We start from the raw sequence: 16730 nt of genomic DNA, 5'->3' as shown, positions 1-16730 counted from the left end.
ATGAAAAAAAGCCACTTACTTGCCAGTCTGTTAATGGCGGCGTCGTTAACGGCCTGCTCAAAAGTAGATGAAACCTCCCCAGCTCCAACGTCAACAGCGACGACAATTGAAACCGCCTCAGCGATGACCTCACCTTATCAAGAAGGGGTGCATTATCGTGTAGTGACGGGTATTAATAATGAAGGGGCGCAAAAGCCGTTTTTAGTCGAATATTTTTGGTTAGGTTGTCCGCACTGCCAACATTTTGAAGAGCCATTACAGGCTTATAAGGCCAAGCATCCAGAGCTTGGTTTTGTGCGCAAGCATGCAGTGACTGCTGAGCATTGGGTTAATGATGGTCGTATTTTTTATGCGTTAGCGCAAACCAATAACATGGCACATTTTGCCGATTTATTTGATTTGTATAAAAAAGGCATGACCCAAGAAAGCTTTGATGCTTTTTTTACCCGTAATAATATTGATCAAGAAGCCTTTTTAAAGATCGCAGGTCAAGACCCTGAGGTCCTGACTAAAATGCAGCAAAGCTTTGACGAAATGAATAATAACAAGATAAACAGTGTGCCTGCAATTGTGGTCAATGGTCAGTATTTAGTTATGGCTCATGAAGACATACGCTCTAACGAAGCTTATTTTAAGTTGGTTGATTACTTACTAACAAAATAAGACGAGATCATGATTGTACGAGCGATTAATCAATTAGATGACGATAGTTCGGTGTTAACCCATCTTTTAATTGAAGCGGTAGCACAAGGTGCTTCAATCGGTTTTATCGCGCCTTTAACGCTCGCTGATGCTGATCTTTATTGGCAGCAGGTTGCACAAAAGGTTGCCAATAATGACAGTATTTTGTTTGGTGCTTATCAGCAAAATACGTTAGTTGGCACCGTGCAGCTGGCTTTATGCCACAAAGCTAATGGCAAGCATCGGGGAGAAGTTGAAAAACTTATTGTTGCCAAATCAGCCCAAGGCCAAGGTATTGCAAAAGGCTTGATGCACGCGCTTGAATTGCAAGCTAAAAAGCAGGCTCTGCAATTGTTAATTCTCGACACTAAATTAGGTGATACCGCGTCTTTTTTATATCCCAAATTGGGCTATCGAGCAGCAGGAACTATCCCTAATTTTGCTAAAGATGGATTTGGTAAACTGGCTGCAACGGTTTATTTTTACAAAGAATTGTAAAAAATGGCTCAGGCTGGGGGCGCAGCTTGAGCCTGATTGCTTGGTTATGATGGGTTAAGCAATTTGTTTTTCTGCAAGATTCAATTCCATAGTCGCTTTTAACAAGCGGTATAAATTAATCGATGCATCAATTTCTTCTTTACGGTTGGTTAAACTTTCAATGTTTAAGCCCAGTGGGACATCTAAGTGAGCGCAACTACGTAAAATTTGGTTGAGATTTTCACGGCAAATACGGATTGATTCATTGAGTGAATCAGGGGCATCTAAAATGCGCCATTTTGTTGCTTCTGGCACAGCAATACCTAACCACTGCATAAATTGCAGTGTTTTTTCACCGCCACACGGTGTAAATGTGAGAATAATCCGATTTGGTTTTATGCCTTCTTGGCGACACGTACGCGCATAACTGGTGATTAAATCAATGGTCGCTTGAGCGTCGTAGACTGCTTGGGAAATAAAAAATTGACAGCCTTGCTGGGTTTTTTCAATTAAACGGCTGTGCTCATTGCGCTTTGATGCATGGCGCTCTGCAATGGTAACCCCGCCTAAAAAGAAATCCTGTTCACTGTCTGCTAAGGTTTGATACGCATCAGGAAGACTTAATTTAATGTCGCCCTCTGAAGATGGGCTGCCGACTAAGACGAGATTTTTTAGGTTGAATTCTTGTTTGGTTTCGTTAAGCCAAGTTTTAAATTCTGCTACGCCACGTTGCGCAACGCTTTTATAAGTAATCACATCAAGTTCAGATATGTCACTCAGTAACTTGCTGTATTCGCGTGGATCAACCGTTTGTTTAAACGGAAACGGACGAGGAGTGCTAATGCGGCTGCTTTCGTCTTGAATGTCATAAATCACGACTCCGTCGTATTCAATTTCATGTAAACGGCTCAGTAGTTTATTCGCGATCGTTTTTAATTGTGCTTTATCGGTATCAATTTTTGGTGGTGTTGTGCCAATAAGGTAAACACCTTGATTTGCATCTTGAATTTTTTCTTGTAACGATAAAGCCATGATCTTGTCCTAACGAAATTCAAACTATATGGGCTAATATAGCAGCCATTTAGACGTCTAGATAGAAATTTTTAGTGAAAGATTTTCAAGGAAGTTGAATTATTTTCATCTTTCAGTCGGCAGAGATACAAATATTTACACACTTTTATCGTATTTATTCGCTCCACAGCGTTTGGTTTTGCATAATAGCCTTTGAAAAATAAACCTTAATTAAGGGAACATCACATGAAATTTAAGTTACTTGCCACGGCGCTTGCCGTATCGGCCACTTTATCTGGTTGTGTTGTGCATGTTGATGCCGGCAATAAAAATAATAAAGCAGCAATGGTATCAAGCTCGGCATCGGTTACAGGCAATGCTCAAGTTGGCCAAGCAAAGGGCAGCGATAAAGTATTTTCACACAATTATGTATTAGAAGAGCTGCCAAATGGCTTGCGCGTGATGATTGTTAAAACCGATTATCCAGATGTTGTGTCATTGCAAATCCCGGTATCGGTTGGTTCACGTAACGAAGTTGAAGCGGGAAAAACCGGTTTTGCACACTTTTTTGAGCACATGATGTTTAAAGGCTCTGAAAAATACCCACAAGATGTGTACTCTGATATCTTGAAAAACTCAGGTGTTGATAACCGGGCTTACACCACTAATGATTACACTAACTACCATTTAAACTTTTCAAAAGAGCATTTAGATAAAGTCCTTGAAATTGAAGCGGATATTTTCCAAAATCTGACTTATACGGAAGAGCAGTTCCGCACCGAAGCTTTAACCGTAAAAGGCGAATACTTAAAAAATAATGCCAGCCCAATTCGTAAGTTGTTATCTGCAGTGCGAAATGAAGCGTTCGAACAGCATACTTATAAACACACCACTATGGGCTTTTTTAAAGATATTGAAGCCATGCCTGACCAATCGGCTTATGGTAAGGAGTTCTTTAAAAAGTTTTATAAGCCAGAATATGTATCGTTAGTGATTGTGGGTGATGTTGACCCGCAAGCAACCATGAAGATGGTAAAAAAACATTGGGGCAATTGGCAAAAAGGCAATTATGTTGCCGATATTCCTGTAGAGCCAAAACAACAAGCGGCCAAATATATTCATGAGAAAAACGACGGCTTACCAGGCCATTGGTTATTAGTGTCGTATAAAGGCACGGCATGGCAGCCAAAACAAAAAGACCGAGCTGCGCTTGATTTAATCTCCCAGCTTTATTTTTCAAATAACTCAGCGCTGTATCAAGACTTAGTGGTTGATAAACAAATTGCCAGCCAAATGTTTACTTACAATGCTGAAACCAAAGACCCGGGTTTATTGCATGTATTTGTCAAAGTTGAGAAAGAGCAAGACTTAGCAGTCGTGCGTGATGCCATTAACCAAACTTATGCTAAAGCGCGTACCGAGCTGGTGGATGACGCAAAACTGGCGAGTTTAAAATCAAACTTAAAATACAGCTTTGTCGGCGGGCTTGACTCATCAGAGGCGATTGCATCAACCCTTGCGTCTTACATGCATTTTGAGCGTGATCCAGAAGTGATCAATGACTTGTACGCTACCGCCGATGCTATCACCGCACAAGACATTAAAAACATCGCTAACCAATACTTTGTTGATGAAGCACGCACTACAGTGACGATGTCTGATTTAGCGGCTATTAAAGGTTTTGAGCAAGAAGTCAGCTTAAATGCGTTAGTGGCAGAGCTTAACAATAAGCCGACAGATGTCGCGTTTAATGTGCTTGATAAGAGCAATGATTCACCGCTGGTGGATGTAAACTTTTTATTTTACACCGGTGCTGCGGCTGATCCGGTTGGTAAAAAAGGCTTGGCAGCATTAACGGCCAGCTTATTAGCACAAGGTGGTTCACAAAGCCGCTCATATAACGACATCAAAAAAGCCATGTATCCAATAGCGGGTAGCTTTGGTGCCCAGCTTGATAAAGAAATGATTTCATTACGTGGCCGCGTTCATAAAGATAATGCTGCGGCATGGTATGCATTGGTGAGCGACCAATTACTAAACCCAGGGTTTCGTGAAGATGACTTTAACCGTTTGAAAAAAGAGCAAATTGATGGCTTAAAATCAGGACTAAAAGCATCTAACGATGAAGAGCTGGGTAAAGAAGTGCTTTATCATAAGTTGTACCAAGGTCACGCTTATGAAAGTTACAACTATGGTGATTTATCCGACTTAGAATCAATTACTTTGGATGACGTAAAAGCGTTCTATCGCGCCCAGTTTACTCAAGCTAAGCTAAATCTTGGTATTACAGGTTCTTTACCTAGTGCCGTGAAAAGTAAAATGCTGCAAGACTTATCTCGTTTACCAAAGGGTGATGAAAAGCGCCTTAGCGTTGCTGATGCACCTAAGTTAGTGGGTCGTCATGCGACTATTGTTGAAAAAACCGCACAATCAACAGCCGTGTCGTTTGGCTTTCCAATTGAGACTATTCGCAGCGACAAAGATTGGGCTGCACTTTGGTTAGTGCGCTCTTATTTTGGTGAGCACAGAAGTTCAAACAGCTTTTTGTATGAGCGTATTCGCCAAGTACGTGGTATGAACTACGGTGATTATTCGTATATTGAATACTTCCCTCGTGGCAGCTCACAAACAAAACCGGATGCAAACTTAGGCCGTTCTGAGCAAATCTTCCAAGTCTGGTTACGCCCACTGCGTTCTAATAACGATGCGCATTTTGCTACCCGTACTGCGATGTTTGAACTTGATAAATTAATCAAGGACGGCATGAGTGAAGAGAACTTTGCTACAACCCGTAATTTCTTAGTGAACTTTGTGCCACAGTTAGTGGCAAGCCAAGATCGCCAACTCGGTTATGCCCTCGATAGCCAGTTCTATCAAACGGATGAGTTTGTCAGTTATGTGCGTAAGCAACTTGCGAGCTTAACCGTTGAAGATGTAAACCGCGTTATTCGTGACAACTTACAAACCGATAATATTCAGTTTGTATTTGTAACCGGTGATGGTAAAGATATGGCAAAACGTTTAACCACCGAGCAAGTGTCGCCGCTTAAATATAATTCAGATAAACCAGCAGCGCTTATTAATGAAGATAAAATCATTGAAAGCTACCCGCTAAAACTGAATAAAAAACACGTTGAAGTACTCGATATCGAAAACGTGTTTTTATAATTAATTTATAAAATAGCTTAATTAAACGATACCAGCCCGCGTAAATCGCGGGCTTTTTTATTATAAACGCTGCAGCGTGTGCGCTAAATTACTGAGATTAATGTCTGCAAAATTTGTTTTATCAATCGGCAGCGCAATATCAAGGGCGCTTTTATCGCCTTCAAGTATTTTTCCTTCGCGGGTCACTGTTTTTGAAAGTGGCATTCTAAAAGTCACTAAAGGAGTGGCATCTTCAAGCTGTAATGAGCGTCCTTCGCCATAGACAGTGCTTTTTATTTCACCTGAAGAAGTGCGGTAGACGGTTGCATTGACTCTTGCATAAGTACCATCCGTTGCAGGGTATTGACCTAAAGTGGTTGCACCCGCATAACGGCGCATTCGCCAGACAAAATCATCACAAGAGCTAACACAGTGCTCATTAATCACCACCTGCATTTTTTTATAGGCAATGGGGCTGTTTGATGATGGGATGAGCTTATTTTCGCATAGTGTACTGCCTCTGCAAAAATCAGCTCTAATAGGGAGATAGTCTGAGGTATTTAATTGCGCTTTTATGATTGTTTGATACCACTTTTCGGCTTGAACACTTGAATAAAAAGTCGATGCTCGTGTGTCCGGATCTTGAAGTTCAGGAATATTTTTATAAGCGACCAAATTATCGTAAAAACCTGTGTGAGTGAGCGCTGCAATCCAAGGCGTGTTTTCACTGCCACCGCCATTGTTTTGCATATCAATCACTAAATTATCTTTGAGGTTTGTTTGAGTTATTTTTTTTATTGCATTGATATCGTGGCACATACCAGTGGAGTCTGGTTTGAGGCAGTAAATATCATCAGCGCCCGCACCCCATGGGCCAAATTTATTAATTTTTAAGACATAACTTTTGTCCGTTTGATACAAGCAAGATTGGCTACCTTGGTAGGCAAGCGTTAAATTAAGGCTGGGGTATTGCGCAGTACATCCAGAATGCTCAGTTTTATTGTTTTGATTGTGTATATTTTTAGAGTATTCAATATCTTGCTGGCTACCGTCTTGGTAAGTAATGGTTAGCAGAGTTGCAGGCTTGGCAAAACGATAGCCATATTCTAAATTTTTTGAGAAATAGGCAAGGCAGCCGTTATTGTGATTGTGGCGACAATATTGATTGTAATAATCATTAAATAATTCATGAATGTCATAGCCGTTAAGTTTAGTGATTGTTTTATTGTTGTCTAACGAAAAGAAGCTGAGCTCAGGCCAAGTGTAACCAATTTTGGTGCTTGGCCACTTTTCTGTTGGCTTGGCCTGTTTTGCGATGGGCGGTTCAACCTGCAAAAAACTATGCAAGTTTATAATGCCGTAATGAATATTATCGAGGGCGAAATTAAGCTCGGTAAAATTTTGTGCCGAGGCTGCATTATGAATGACTTTTTCTTTGTAAGCTGACCATTTTAAGGCTCTGCTAAGATTCCGTTGCTCAATACTGAGCGCGTCTATGTGTTCCATGGTTGATAATACATGTTCGGCAATTGCAATGCGTTGTGTTTTATTTGGATATGAAAATTCAGCTTTTTCATCAACGGCCGCGATTGTTGGTAAAGTCAATGAGCTGAGTGCGAGCAAAGCCATCGTATTAAATGTGTGTGGTGCCATGATGAGTCCCTTTTTGCTAAAAGGGTACAATAACCTGTTTGATTTGGGTAGTGCTTTGTGATGATTGAATTATTGATTAACATAGCGCTTTTATCATTTACGATGAATTCATCATGCTGTATTTAATTGTTGTCACTGGCCTTTGGGCGTTTTCGTTTAGCTTAATTGGTGTGTATTTAGCCGGGCAGGTTGACCCGTGGTTTGCGGTATTGATGCGGGTGGGTTTGGCTGCTCTGGTCTTTTTACCGTTTTTGCGTTTGACTGAGGTCAGTAAAACCTTGGCCATAAAGCTAATGGCAATAGGCGCGGTGCAGTTGGGGTTAATGTATGGCTTTTATTATCACTCTTTTTTGTATTTAACCGTGCCTGAAGTGCTGCTGTTTACGGTAATGACACCAGTGTATATTACCTTGATTAATGATGTACTTGAGCGTCAATTTCATCTGCATTTTTTAGTGTCTGCGTTACTGGCTGTGTTAGGTGCGGTGGCCATTCGGTATCAAGGTATCGATGGTGGTTTTATCACTGGTTTTTTATTAGTGCAAGGCGCTAATTTGTGTTTTGCGATTGGCCAGGTCAGTTATAAAAGGGTGATGAATCAACAAAACCAACGACAGACAACACCCATCAAGCAACACCATCTTTTTGGCTGGTTTTTTATCGGTGCTTTTTTTGTCGCACTTATTAGTTATGGGTTATTCGGCAATGCCTCACAACTACCACAGACTTCGTTGCAGTGGGGAGTTTTGGTTTATTTAGGTATTGTAGCTTCGGGGCTTGGTTTTTTTGCGTGGAATAAAGGGGCGACACTTGTTGATGTAGGTACATTAGCAGTGATGAATAATGTACTTATTCCCGCAGGGATTTTAGTCAATTTATTGATATGGAATCGTGAGGCGGATTTAATGCGGTTAGCCTTGGGTGGTGTGATTATTTTACTCGCGTTATTAGTCAATCGTTATCATCAGTCACTGCAGAATCGACATTAAGATGGATTAATACATCAATTTTAAGGTTGTTTGTGTTACGTACTCTGAAAGTCAGAACAACAATAATAGCGGAGCATTGCAACGTTGAGCGGCTTGGTTATTAGGTTGTGTGATTATTGTTTATTTTATTACTGATTTTGTTTGGGCTTTGATACAGTTTCAACTGCCTCGAAAGAATAAAAAACAATGTTAAGATAAGTGGAATTAAGCAAGCAATGTTAAGTGTTCGCCAGCCAATTGAAGCTTCTAACCAACCAGCTCCTAATGCAGAAAGTGTTACCATGCTAAACACTAAAAACTCATTGGTTGCTTGGCTTTTAGCTTTTTCAGAGGGCTGATAGCTTTGAGTGACCATTTGAGTGGCACTAATGAACATAAAATTCCAGCCAACACCAAGCAAAAACAAGGCAACTAAAAAATGGCCATGACTGACGCCAAGTAAATTAATGACAATGCACGCTAGCATTAAAATCGTGCCAAAAATCATTGTATTAAGCTGACCTATCTTCTCTATAAGTTTACCCGTAAAAAATGAAGGTAAAAACATTCCGAGCACATGCCATTCTATAACCAAAGCCGACTCTGCTAAATCAAACCCATGGCGATGCATGGCAAGGGGAGTTGCGGTCATTAAAAGGTTCATTAAAGTATATGAAATCATGGCGACCATAGCGGCAATAATAAATTGGCTTTGTTTAATAATGTCGCGTAGCGGTCGCGCAGGTGCCGTTATTAAGCTTGGTGCAATTGGTTGAAATCGAACAAATTGCAGTAAAATAATCGCTAAGCAGTACAGTGTTGCCAAACCTAAAAAGGTCGCGCTGTAGTTGATTGAGGCAAACTCATGATCAATCCAAATCGCAATGTTGGGGCCAGCAATTGCAGCAATAACGCCACTTGCCATGATCATTGAAATCGCTTGGCTTGGTTTTTCTGGGCAAGCCTCAATTGCTGCAAAGCGGTATAAAGTTGCAAAACCAATACCGATCCCAATTAAGCCAGTTGCAAAACAAAACAGCACAAAATTACTCTGTTCAAGTGCATACCAGCTCAGTAAAGCGCCTGTGATTCCAATGCCGTTACCGATAGTAAAGCCGATTCTTCTGCCTGTTTTTGCCATTAATAAAGAAGCAGGGATGGTTGCCAGTAATAAACCAAAACATTGTGTCGCTACGGGTAAGGTGATTAAGCTAAGAGACGGACTAATTTTTTGGCCAATTAAAGCCGTAATCGCAACGAGCATTATATTGCCTGTGACAATGAGTCCTTGGCAAAAAGCTAAAATAAAAACATGCTTGTTCATGTATCCCTCTTGCAAAATAACGATATTTTTATACTGATAAAACTGTTTGTTATAAGCCATAACAACAGGGCGTAATGAAGCTAGACACTTTAATTAATATTTACGTTAAACTAAAGACTATTTTATTTATAAGCGAATGGTATTGATGCGACACCAAATTTGGCAGCAATTAAAAGTAGAAGCGACTGAGCTGGTTAAAAAAGAACCGTTACTCGCAAGTCATGTTTATTCATGTATTTTAAATCATGAGTGTTTAGGTTCTGCGCTTAGTTTTATTGTTGCCAATAAGCTTTCTGATGCTGTGGTTTCGCCCTTTACCTTTCGTGAATTATTCGATCAAGCGTTTGTTGACTGCGATCGGATGCTTACTCATGTTTCGCATGACATTAAAGCGGTAAAAGATCGCGATCCTGCTGCGGATAGTTACTTAAGTATTTTATTAAACTTAAAGGGCTTTCAGGCAATACAAGTACATCGCCTAGCGCATTGCTTGTGGCGTCAAGACCGCAAAGAGCTCGCTCGTTTTATTCAAAGTCGAAATTCTGAAGTGTTTGGGGTTGATATTCACCCAGCGTGTAAAATTGGTCATGGCATCATGTTTGACCATGCAACCGGCATTGTTATTGGTGAAACAGCCGTGATTGAAGATAATGTGTCTATTTTGCAAGGTGTGACTTTAGGTGGCACAGGCAATGAGCAAGGTGACAGACATCCGAAAATTCGCGAAGGGGTCATGATAGGCGCGGGCGCTAAAGTGTTAGGTAATATTGAAGTTGGACAAGGCGCACGAATTGGTGCAGGCTCTGTTGTGCTAAGTGCAGTTGCGCCTCATACCACAGTTGTAGGTGTGCCTGCTAAAGTAGTCGGTCGACCGTGTAATCGCCCTGCAGAAACAATGGATCAGAATGTACTTGAATATGCCGATGATTCGTTGACGAGTGCGTTGCTTTAAGCGCTGGTTTACGCCATGCAAAGAAAACGCGATGCAACAAAAAAGCCCCTGAGGGGCTTTTTTCATATTGGTTATTATAACCTACTGAGTAAAATGAAGTTTAAACTTTAAACTCATCAACAGAGCGACGTAGCTCTTCGGCTAAACTGGCCACTTCTTGGCTTGAGCTTGAGGTTTGATTTGCCCCTTCAGCTGTTTGCTCTGCAATAGCAACAATTGACTCTAGTCGTTCGCTAATTTCTTGCGATACATGATGTTGCTCTTGCGCTGCAGAAGATATTTGTTCACTGACATTATGCGCGCGTGAGACCGATGCAGTAATGAGTTCTAATGCTTGGCTTGCTTGCTCTGATTGCGTTACACAAAACTCAGCTTGTTCTTTGCCTTTTGCCATTACAGATACAGCGGCTTGTGCGCCAGTTTGTAATGACTCAATCATCGATTGAATTTCTTGAGTGGACTCTTGCGTTTTACTGGCAAGAGAACGCACTTCATCAGCTACAACGGCAAAGCCGCGGCCTTGCTCACCTGCACGAGCAGCTTCAATCGCAGCATTAAGCGCTAATAAGTTTGTTTGCTCAGCAATGCCACGAATAACATCTAAGATGCGGCCAATTGATGCGCTATCTTTATGTAATTTATCAATAACAATAGAGGCGCCTTCAACTTCTTGAGCCAGTTTTTCAATGGTTTCTTTGTTGCGAGCTGAAATGGTTTTAACTCGTTCTGCTTCACTATCAGCGTGGCGAATTTCATTAAGGGCTTCTTGGGCGCTATGTGTAACAGCTTGTGATGTACTGCTCATTTCGGTGGTTGCGGTAGCTGCTTGTTCAACTTGAGCGCGCTGGTTTTCAATTGCTTGGGTTGATTCTGCAGTAATTGCTGATGTTTGTTCAGAGGCGGCTGCAAGTTGTGTTGAGCGAGAAATTATACCTTGGATAAGGTCGCGTAAGTTATCTATTACACGATTACAACTACGGGCTAATTCACCAAACTCATCAGTACCGTTATCTTTGAGTTTTTGTGTCATATCACCTGACGCTACAATCTCTAATATAGAGTTTACTTCTGCAAGTGGTTTAACAATGCGTTGTACAGTTAGATACGCAATTATTACTGCTAATAATGCACCAATAATCATACCTAACCATGTCCACAGGTTTGCAGATGCAACGTCATTATTTACATCGCTTTGTAAATCAAACGCTAATTTGCTTGCAAGTGATACTAAATCATTTAGTTGCTTTAACGCTGTAATGGTTTTGGCTTCAGACGTTTCAAGCTCTTTAACTGATGCAGCTTGGGCTGCTAAATGGCGTAACTTTTTATCAGCCAGTGAGTTTTGGCTTAGAATTACATCTTTAACTTGATTAAAGTGGCCTGTTAAGTCTTTTAATAAGCTTGGGTCTTCATTTTTTAAGGCTGTTTTAACAAGTTGATAGCCTTCTTCTAATTTCTCTACACTGAATTTTTGTTCGTTATGTAAAGTATCTAAAATTTGATCATTTTTAACATTGATTAAGTCTGTGCTGGTACTAACAAGCGATAGAAAACGCGTTTCCATACTACTTGCTGCATCAAAAGCTTGTGGTGATAAAGCCTTTAAATCAACACCGTCAATAATATCAAGTACTGCTGTGCTTGCATCTTCAGCTGCGGTTTCTAAAATAGAAAGTTGCTCTTTTAAATTAGCTTGAATCGATAAGACAGAGCGTTTTTCTTGTTGTAGAGAATTTACATGTTTGAGAAAGTCTTTGTAGGTAGTGTTAATTTGCTCGCTAGTTTGATACAAATCTGCGCTATCACGCACAACATCACTAAGCTTGTTGCTTGAGGTTGCATAACGTTGTTGGGCTTGCTGATATTTTCCATTGAGGGTCTCAAGCTCTTGAGTTGTTTCACTGTAATAAATTTGTAGGGCATGTTTGCTCATCAAAGTAAACTCAACTTGTAATGTCGAGCTTTGTTCTAGCGCAGGCAGAGATAATTGATTAACCTGTTGTGCAGACCCATTGATATTTGAAATTTTCCCTAATGAATTCAAGCCGATTAAAATCAGTAATAAAGTTATAAAAACGAATCCAAACCAGATCCGCTGACTAACTGTCAGATTCATAAGTATTCCCGTGTGCGCTTCAAGCTATTGTAAGTTATTTAATTATATCGGCAGCAAAGCAGATAAATTAAATGGATACTTTGAATTTAACAGATAATTTGGCTTTATGCAGTAATCAAGCGTGATTTAGAGTGTTTTTTGTTGAGTGCGTTGCAGGGTTTTTAAGTTAAGCGCTGTCAGTGCCTGCCCCCAAACACAACCTGTATCAATAGCTTGGAATTGTTTCGAGTTAGTTTTACCTTCTAGTGCCGCCCAGTGGCCAAAAACGATGGTTAAATCATTTAAACTCGATGTGCGTGGTAATTCAAACCAAGGAATAAGAGGGGAGTCCTCAGTGGGGGAGCTTTTAGAGTTCAAATCCATTTTAAAATCAGGAGTAAAATAGCGCATTCGGGTAAATGCATTGATGGTATAGCAAAACTTTTCTATTTCGGTTTGAGCCGTTTCCCATTGGTTTGGGCCATTTTGATACATATTACTAAGGTAAAAATGCGCATCTGTGCTTTGATATTGTTGCTCAGCTGTTTTGGCTGCAGATAAACCTTGCTCGAGCGTCCATTCTGGACTTAAACCTGCGTGACAGATAAGACAATTGTATTTTGGTAAAAAGCGCGCCAGAGGCTGTGCCTGTAAAAATGCAATGAGCTCATGTTTGTCGGGTGCTGAAAAAATATCTGCTAAGTAATCTTTTGGATTGGGTTGTTTATTAAGTAAAAATGTACTTATTAAATGGAGGTCATGATTCCCTAACGTGGTTTTGATACTGCCAGCATTATCTTTTATAAATCGCAAACATGAGAGCGAGTCTGCTCCGCGAGCAACAATATCACCGACTAAATAAATCGTGTCTTGGCTAGGGTTAAATTTTATTGTATCCAAGATTGCTTTAAATTCGTTAAAGCAACCTTGTAAGTCACCAATCGCGTAGTCAGCCATTTAATGAACGAGGTTGGGGGTACTAAGTCTAAACACTTTAATGGGAGCGTTAAACTCAGTGCCAAACTCATTACGCATGCAATAATGACCTTGCATGGTGCCAAGCGGCGTATCAAGTACAGCACCACTGCTGTAAGTGTAGCTTTCACCAGGCGCTATAGTTGGTTGTTCACCAATAACGCCTTCACCTTCAACTTCAGTTTCTTTGCCATTGGCATCCGTAATTAACCAATAGCGGCTCAATAGTTTTGCGCTACACAGGCTGTGGTTTTTTATAGTAATAGTATAAGCAAATACAAATTTGTTTTTTTCAGGTTCGGATTGACCTTCAATATAGAATGTTTCTACTTGAACTTTAATCGGAGAGCCTAATTTATTGTTTGTTGTCATATAACCAGTTTGCAATGTCAATATATTGATCTAACGATAAATTTTCAGCACGTGCTTTGCTATCTAATCCAAGCTCATTCATGTTCTCGGTAGTGAGAAGGTTCGATAGGCTATTTCGGATTGTTTTGCGGCGTTGGTTAAATGCTTCTAAACAGACCGTGTTGAGAATCTTTGTACACTTAGCTCGTAATTGCTCCGGTTTTTTCGGAATTAAACGAACAACTGCTGAATCTACTTTTGGTGCTGGTTTAAAGCACTCAGGTGGTACTTCAATCACTGGAATCGCATGGCAGTAATACTGCGTCATGACACTTAAGCGACCGTAAGCTTTACAATCTGGGCTTGCAACCATACGTTTTACTACTTCTTTTTGCAGCATAAAATGCATGTGCTCAATATGCTCAGCATACTCAAAAAGATGAAATAGTAGTGGAGTTGAAATGTTGTAAGGTAGATTACCAAATACTTTCAGTTTTTTGCCTTCTTCAACCAAAGTAGAGAAGTCAAAACGCATTGCATCCCCTTGATGGACCGTTAACTTTGGTCCTAAAAATGGGTGGTGAATTAAACGTTCAACTAAATCTTTGTCGAGCTCAACAACGGTTAAGTGGCCTGCAATATCTGTAACAGGTTCGGTGATAGCACCTAAGCCGGGTCCGATTTCAACTAAACAGTCTTCAGGTTTAGGGTCAATCGCGGTAACAATTTTATCGATGATCATGGCATCGTTTAAAAAGTTTTGTCCAAAACGTTTTTTGGCTCTGTGGCCTAAGTGTACTTTATCTGTCATTAATTCTGCGCTTTTTTTGTCGCTAAGAGAATGGCTTCTTTAATTGCTAGTTCAAAGCTGCCTACATCGGCTGTGCCTTTACCCGCTAAATCGAGAGCGGTGCCGTGATCAACCGATGTGCGTATAAATGGTAAGCCTAGAGTAATATTGACCGAGTTACCAAAACCTTTGTATTTTAACACAGGTAATCCTTGATCGTGATACATAGCGAGCACTGCATCGGCATTATTTAGGTATTTGTCTTGGAAGAGCGTATCGGCAGGCAGTGGGCCAATTAGATCCATCCCTTCGCTGATGAGTTGCTCCATAGTTGGAATAATTGTCGTCAGTTCTTCTGTGCCTAAATGACCATTTTCACCAGCGTGAGGGTTTAGCCCACAGACAAAAATACGTGGATTACTAATCGCAAACTTTTCTTGTAAGTCGCGGTGCAATATTTCAGTTACTTTACGTAAACGCTGTGGCGTAATTGCTTTAGAAACATAAGCCAATGGGATATGCGTGGTTACAAGTGCAACACGCAATCCTTCAGTTGCAAGCATCATCACAACATCAGGCGTATTTGATTGTTGCGCAAAATACTCTGTATGACCGCTAAATGAAATGCCTGCTTGGTTAATAATGCCTTTGTGTACAGGTCCCGTTACCACTGCGGCAAAAACACCTAACATGTTTTGTTCACACGCAATACGAAGGGTTTCGAGCACATATGCGCCATTGGCATCATTTAATGTGCCTGCAATGGCTGGCGTTGCCATATCGACTTGATGAATGTATAGCGTGCCGGGTTGTTGGCAGGTGATCACTTCATCAGGATTAAAGGGAATAAGCTGTAATGCTAAGTTTAATTGCGCGGCACGCTGTTGCAGCATATTGCCATCAGCAATAGCAACAAGCTGCGCAGGCCATTGGCGCTGCGCAAGTTTTATTAGTAAGTCAGGGCCTATACCAGCAGGTTCACCTGGGGTAATCGCGATTCTAAGCGTCATAATTACTCATCAACCAAAATTTCAATGTGTGCTTGTTCGCGCATTTCACGCTGCCAAGCGAAGCTTTCTTCTTTAAATTTACGGTTAAACAGCATCTGTTGCGCACGATTTCGTTTAGCAAGTTCTGTTTTATCGGCCACGCGCTTATCAAGTAACTGTACGATGTGCCAACCAAAGTTTGTACGAAATGGTTCACTTAATTGATCTTTTTCAAGTGATAAAAGGGTATCTCTAAATGCAGGTACATATGTGCTTGGATCTGTCCAATCGTACTCACCGCCTTTTAGAGCGGAGCCTGGATCCTCAGAGTGCTCTTTGGCAAGCGCTGCAAAGTCTGCTTTGCCTTCTTTTAGGTCTTTAATAAAACCTTCCAGCATACTGCGTGCTTTTTCTTCACTTAAAATAATCGATGGCTTAATTAAAATGTGACGTGAACGTACTTCTACGGTTTCAACCACTTGGCGACCGCGAATATCTTGCACTTTAATGATATGAAAACCAGCACCCGAACGAAGTGGGCCAATAACCTCGCCAGCTTTTTTACCTTTAACGGCTTCGGCAAATAGAGTTGGCATTTCATTGATGCTCATCCAACCGAGTTGACCACCTTCTAATGCTTTTGAGCCGCCGGATGATGCGATTGCAATACGCTTAAATTCATTACCTTCATTTAACAGTTTAATTACTTTTTCAGCGCGTACTTTGGCATCTTCAATTTGTTGTGCGTTTCCATCAACTGGTAAGTCTATTAAAATATGGCCAATGTCGAATTCTTCATTGGTTTGACCTTGTTGCTCTAAAATAGTCAGTAAGTTTTCGATTTCTTGTAAGCTGATATAAATACGGCGTTCTACATTTGAGCGTAATACTTGCTGCGTGGTCATTTCAACACGCATTTCTTCACGGTATGCCTGATAGCTTTCGCCCGATGATTCTATCGTTTTACGCAAATCAGCTAATGTGCCGCCTTGCTCTTTGGCCATCATCATTAAGGTTTGATCAAGCTGTGCATCAGATATTTGCAAGCCCATACGCTCGGACATTTGCATTAAAAGCTCTTGATTAATTAAGCGCTCAATGGCTTGTAAACGCAGTGCGTCATCGGTGGGGAGCGATTGGCCATCAGTCACTGCTCGGCTTTTTACGCGATTGATAATAGTGTCGATTTCACTTTGTAGTACAACACCTTCATTAACAGTGGCGACAACTTTATCAATTTGAATTTCTTTGGCTACAGCGGGTAGGTTAAGACCTAAAGTGCAAAGTACGGTAAATACTAATGTTTTTAACTTCATT

14 protein-coding genes are annotated in these 16730 nt (G+C 40.8%); 5 read left to right on the top strand and 9 right to left on the bottom strand.

Features of this window, described 5'->3' with window-relative positions:
• Together AC3KZC_RS13700 and AC3KZC_RS13695 are read left to right on the top strand one after the other, a co-directional pair.
• On the top strand, positions 1–663 hold the full coding sequence (locus AC3KZC_RS13700) for a thioredoxin domain-containing protein (RefSeq protein WP_490577066.1): 663 nt from the start codon (positions 1–3) through the stop codon (positions 661–663).
• A gap of 9 nt (positions 664–672) precedes the next feature.
• Positions 673–1179 (top strand): GNAT family N-acetyltransferase, encoded by a 507-nt coding sequence (locus AC3KZC_RS13695; RefSeq protein ID WP_490577067.1) that lies wholly within the window; start codon positions 673–675, stop codon positions 1177–1179.
• Positions 1180–1233: 54 nt separating this feature from the next.
• Here the strand turns inward: AC3KZC_RS13695 and AC3KZC_RS13690 are convergent, their stop codons facing one another.
• A complete protein-coding gene (locus AC3KZC_RS13690; RefSeq protein ID WP_490577068.1) occupies positions 1234–2190 on the bottom strand; it encodes a methylenetetrahydrofolate reductase in 957 nt (318 codons plus the stop codon).
• Between the two features lie 324 nt (positions 2191–2514).
• Between AC3KZC_RS13690 and AC3KZC_RS13685 the strand changes: the two genes are divergently transcribed.
• On the top strand, positions 2515–5337 hold the full coding sequence (locus AC3KZC_RS13685; RefSeq protein WP_490577116.1) for a M16 family metallopeptidase: 2823 nt from the start codon (positions 2515–2517) through the stop codon (positions 5335–5337).
• A gap of 60 nt (positions 5338–5397) precedes the next feature.
• Here the strand turns inward: AC3KZC_RS13685 and AC3KZC_RS13680 are convergent, their stop codons facing one another.
• Positions 5398–6969 carry a S41 family peptidase gene (locus tag AC3KZC_RS13680; RefSeq protein ID WP_490577069.1) on the bottom strand — a complete coding sequence of 524 codons (1572 nt, stop codon included), beginning with the start codon at positions 6967–6969 and terminating at the stop codon, positions 5398–5400.
• A 113-nt stretch (positions 6970–7082) separates the two neighbouring features.
• Here AC3KZC_RS13680 and AC3KZC_RS13675 point away from each other — a divergent pair, with 113 nt between their 5' ends.
• A complete protein-coding gene (locus AC3KZC_RS13675; protein WP_490577070.1) occupies positions 7083–7958 on the top strand; it encodes a carboxylate/amino acid/amine transporter in 876 nt (291 codons plus the stop codon).
• Between the two features lie 100 nt (positions 7959–8058).
• Here AC3KZC_RS13675 and AC3KZC_RS13670 read toward each other — a convergent pair whose 3' ends face one another.
• Positions 8059–9261 carry an MFS transporter gene (locus AC3KZC_RS13670; protein WP_490577071.1) on the bottom strand — a complete coding sequence of 401 codons (1203 nt, stop codon included), beginning with the start codon at positions 9259–9261 and terminating at the stop codon, positions 8059–8061.
• A gap of 145 nt (positions 9262–9406) precedes the next feature.
• Here AC3KZC_RS13670 and cysE point away from each other — a divergent pair, with 145 nt between their 5' ends.
• Positions 9407–10213: a serine O-acetyltransferase gene (gene cysE / locus AC3KZC_RS13665; protein ID WP_490577072.1), complete on the top strand. Its 807-nt coding sequence runs from the start codon at positions 9407–9409 to the stop codon at positions 10211–10213.
• A 100-nt stretch (positions 10214–10313) separates the two neighbouring features.
• Here the strand turns inward: cysE and AC3KZC_RS13660 are convergent, their stop codons facing one another.
• The 6 genes from AC3KZC_RS13660 to surA form a co-directional block, all read right to left on the bottom strand.
• Positions 10314–12329, bottom strand: coding sequence for a methyl-accepting chemotaxis protein (locus tag AC3KZC_RS13660; RefSeq protein WP_490577073.1), 2016 nt, complete (start codon positions 12327–12329; stop codon positions 10314–10316).
• Between the two features lie 126 nt (positions 12330–12455).
• Positions 12456–13265: a symmetrical bis(5'-nucleosyl)-tetraphosphatase gene (locus tag AC3KZC_RS13655; RefSeq protein WP_490577074.1), complete on the bottom strand. Its 810-nt coding sequence runs from the start codon at positions 13263–13265 to the stop codon at positions 12456–12458.
• Positions 13266–13655 carry a Co2+/Mg2+ efflux facilitator ApaG/CorD gene (apaG, locus tag AC3KZC_RS13650; RefSeq protein ID WP_490577075.1) on the bottom strand — a complete coding sequence of 130 codons (390 nt, stop codon included), beginning with the start codon at positions 13653–13655 and terminating at the stop codon, positions 13266–13268.
• Positions 13639–14445, bottom strand: a complete 807-nt coding sequence (rsmA, locus tag AC3KZC_RS13645; protein WP_490577076.1) for a 16S rRNA (adenine(1518)-N(6)/adenine(1519)-N(6))-dimethyltransferase RsmA — start codon at positions 14443–14445, stop codon at positions 13639–13641. Before rsmA ends, apaG begins: the two co-directional genes overlap by 17 nt.
• Complete coding sequence (gene pdxA / locus AC3KZC_RS13640) at positions 14445–15434, bottom strand: 4-hydroxythreonine-4-phosphate dehydrogenase PdxA (RefSeq protein WP_490577077.1); 990 nt, start codon at positions 15432–15434, stop codon at positions 14445–14447. The genes rsmA and pdxA overlap by 1 nt, the downstream gene beginning before the upstream one ends.
• A gap of 2 nt (positions 15435–15436) precedes the next feature.
• The gene (surA, locus tag AC3KZC_RS13635) at positions 15437–16729 is read right to left on the bottom strand and encodes a peptidylprolyl isomerase SurA (protein ID WP_490577078.1); all 1293 of its coding nucleotides are present in this window, start codon (positions 16727–16729) and stop codon (positions 15437–15439) included.
• Between the last annotated feature and the right edge of the window lies 1 nt (position 16730).

The sequence above is a fragment of the Pseudoalteromonas sp. J2K-J031 genome, from assembly GCF_058197095.2.
Note: the sequence above shows the minus strand (reverse complement) of the source record. Positions and strands in the feature narration are given on the sequence as shown.

What these genes read in the sequence shown, in the direction of transcription:
- AC3KZC_RS13700 (WP_490577066.1), top strand. Translation starts at nt 1, where the DNA reads ATGAAAAAAAGCCACTTACTTGCCAGTCTGTTAATGGCGGCGTCGTTA.
- AC3KZC_RS13695 (WP_490577067.1), top strand. Translation starts at nt 673, where the DNA reads ATGATTGTACGAGCGATTAATCAATTAGATGACGATAGTTCGGTGTTA.
- AC3KZC_RS13690 (WP_490577068.1), bottom strand. Translation starts at nt 2,190, where the DNA reads ATGGCTTTATCGTTACAAGAAAAAATTCAAGATGCAAATCAAGGTGTT.
- AC3KZC_RS13685 (WP_490577116.1), top strand. Translation starts at nt 2,515, where the DNA reads ATGGTATCAAGCTCGGCATCGGTTACAGGCAATGCTCAAGTTGGCCAA.
- AC3KZC_RS13680 (WP_490577069.1), bottom strand. Translation starts at nt 6,969, where the DNA reads ATGGCACCACACACATTTAATACGATGGCTTTGCTCGCACTCAGCTCA.
- AC3KZC_RS13675 (WP_490577070.1), top strand. Translation starts at nt 7,083, where the DNA reads ATGCTGTATTTAATTGTTGTCACTGGCCTTTGGGCGTTTTCGTTTAGC.
- AC3KZC_RS13670 (WP_490577071.1), bottom strand. Translation starts at nt 9,261, where the DNA reads ATGAACAAGCATGTTTTTATTTTAGCTTTTTGCCAAGGACTCATTGTC.
- cysE (WP_490577072.1), top strand. Translation starts at nt 9,407, where the DNA reads ATGCGACACCAAATTTGGCAGCAATTAAAAGTAGAAGCGACTGAGCTG.
- AC3KZC_RS13660 (WP_490577073.1), bottom strand. Translation starts at nt 12,329, where the DNA reads ATGAATCTGACAGTTAGTCAGCGGATCTGGTTTGGATTCGTTTTTATA.
- AC3KZC_RS13655 (WP_490577074.1), bottom strand. Translation starts at nt 13,265, where the DNA reads ATGGCTGACTACGCGATTGGTGACTTACAAGGTTGCTTTAACGAATTT.
- apaG (WP_490577075.1), bottom strand. Translation starts at nt 13,655, where the DNA reads ATGACAACAAACAATAAATTAGGCTCTCCGATTAAAGTTCAAGTAGAA.
- rsmA (WP_490577076.1), bottom strand. Translation starts at nt 14,445, where the DNA reads ATGACAGATAAAGTACACTTAGGCCACAGAGCCAAAAAACGTTTTGGA.
- pdxA (WP_490577077.1), bottom strand. Translation starts at nt 15,434, where the DNA reads ATGACGCTTAGAATCGCGATTACCCCAGGTGAACCTGCTGGTATAGGC.
- surA (WP_490577078.1), bottom strand. Translation starts at nt 16,729, where the DNA reads ATGAAGTTAAAAACATTAGTATTTACCGTACTTTGCACTTTAGGTCTT.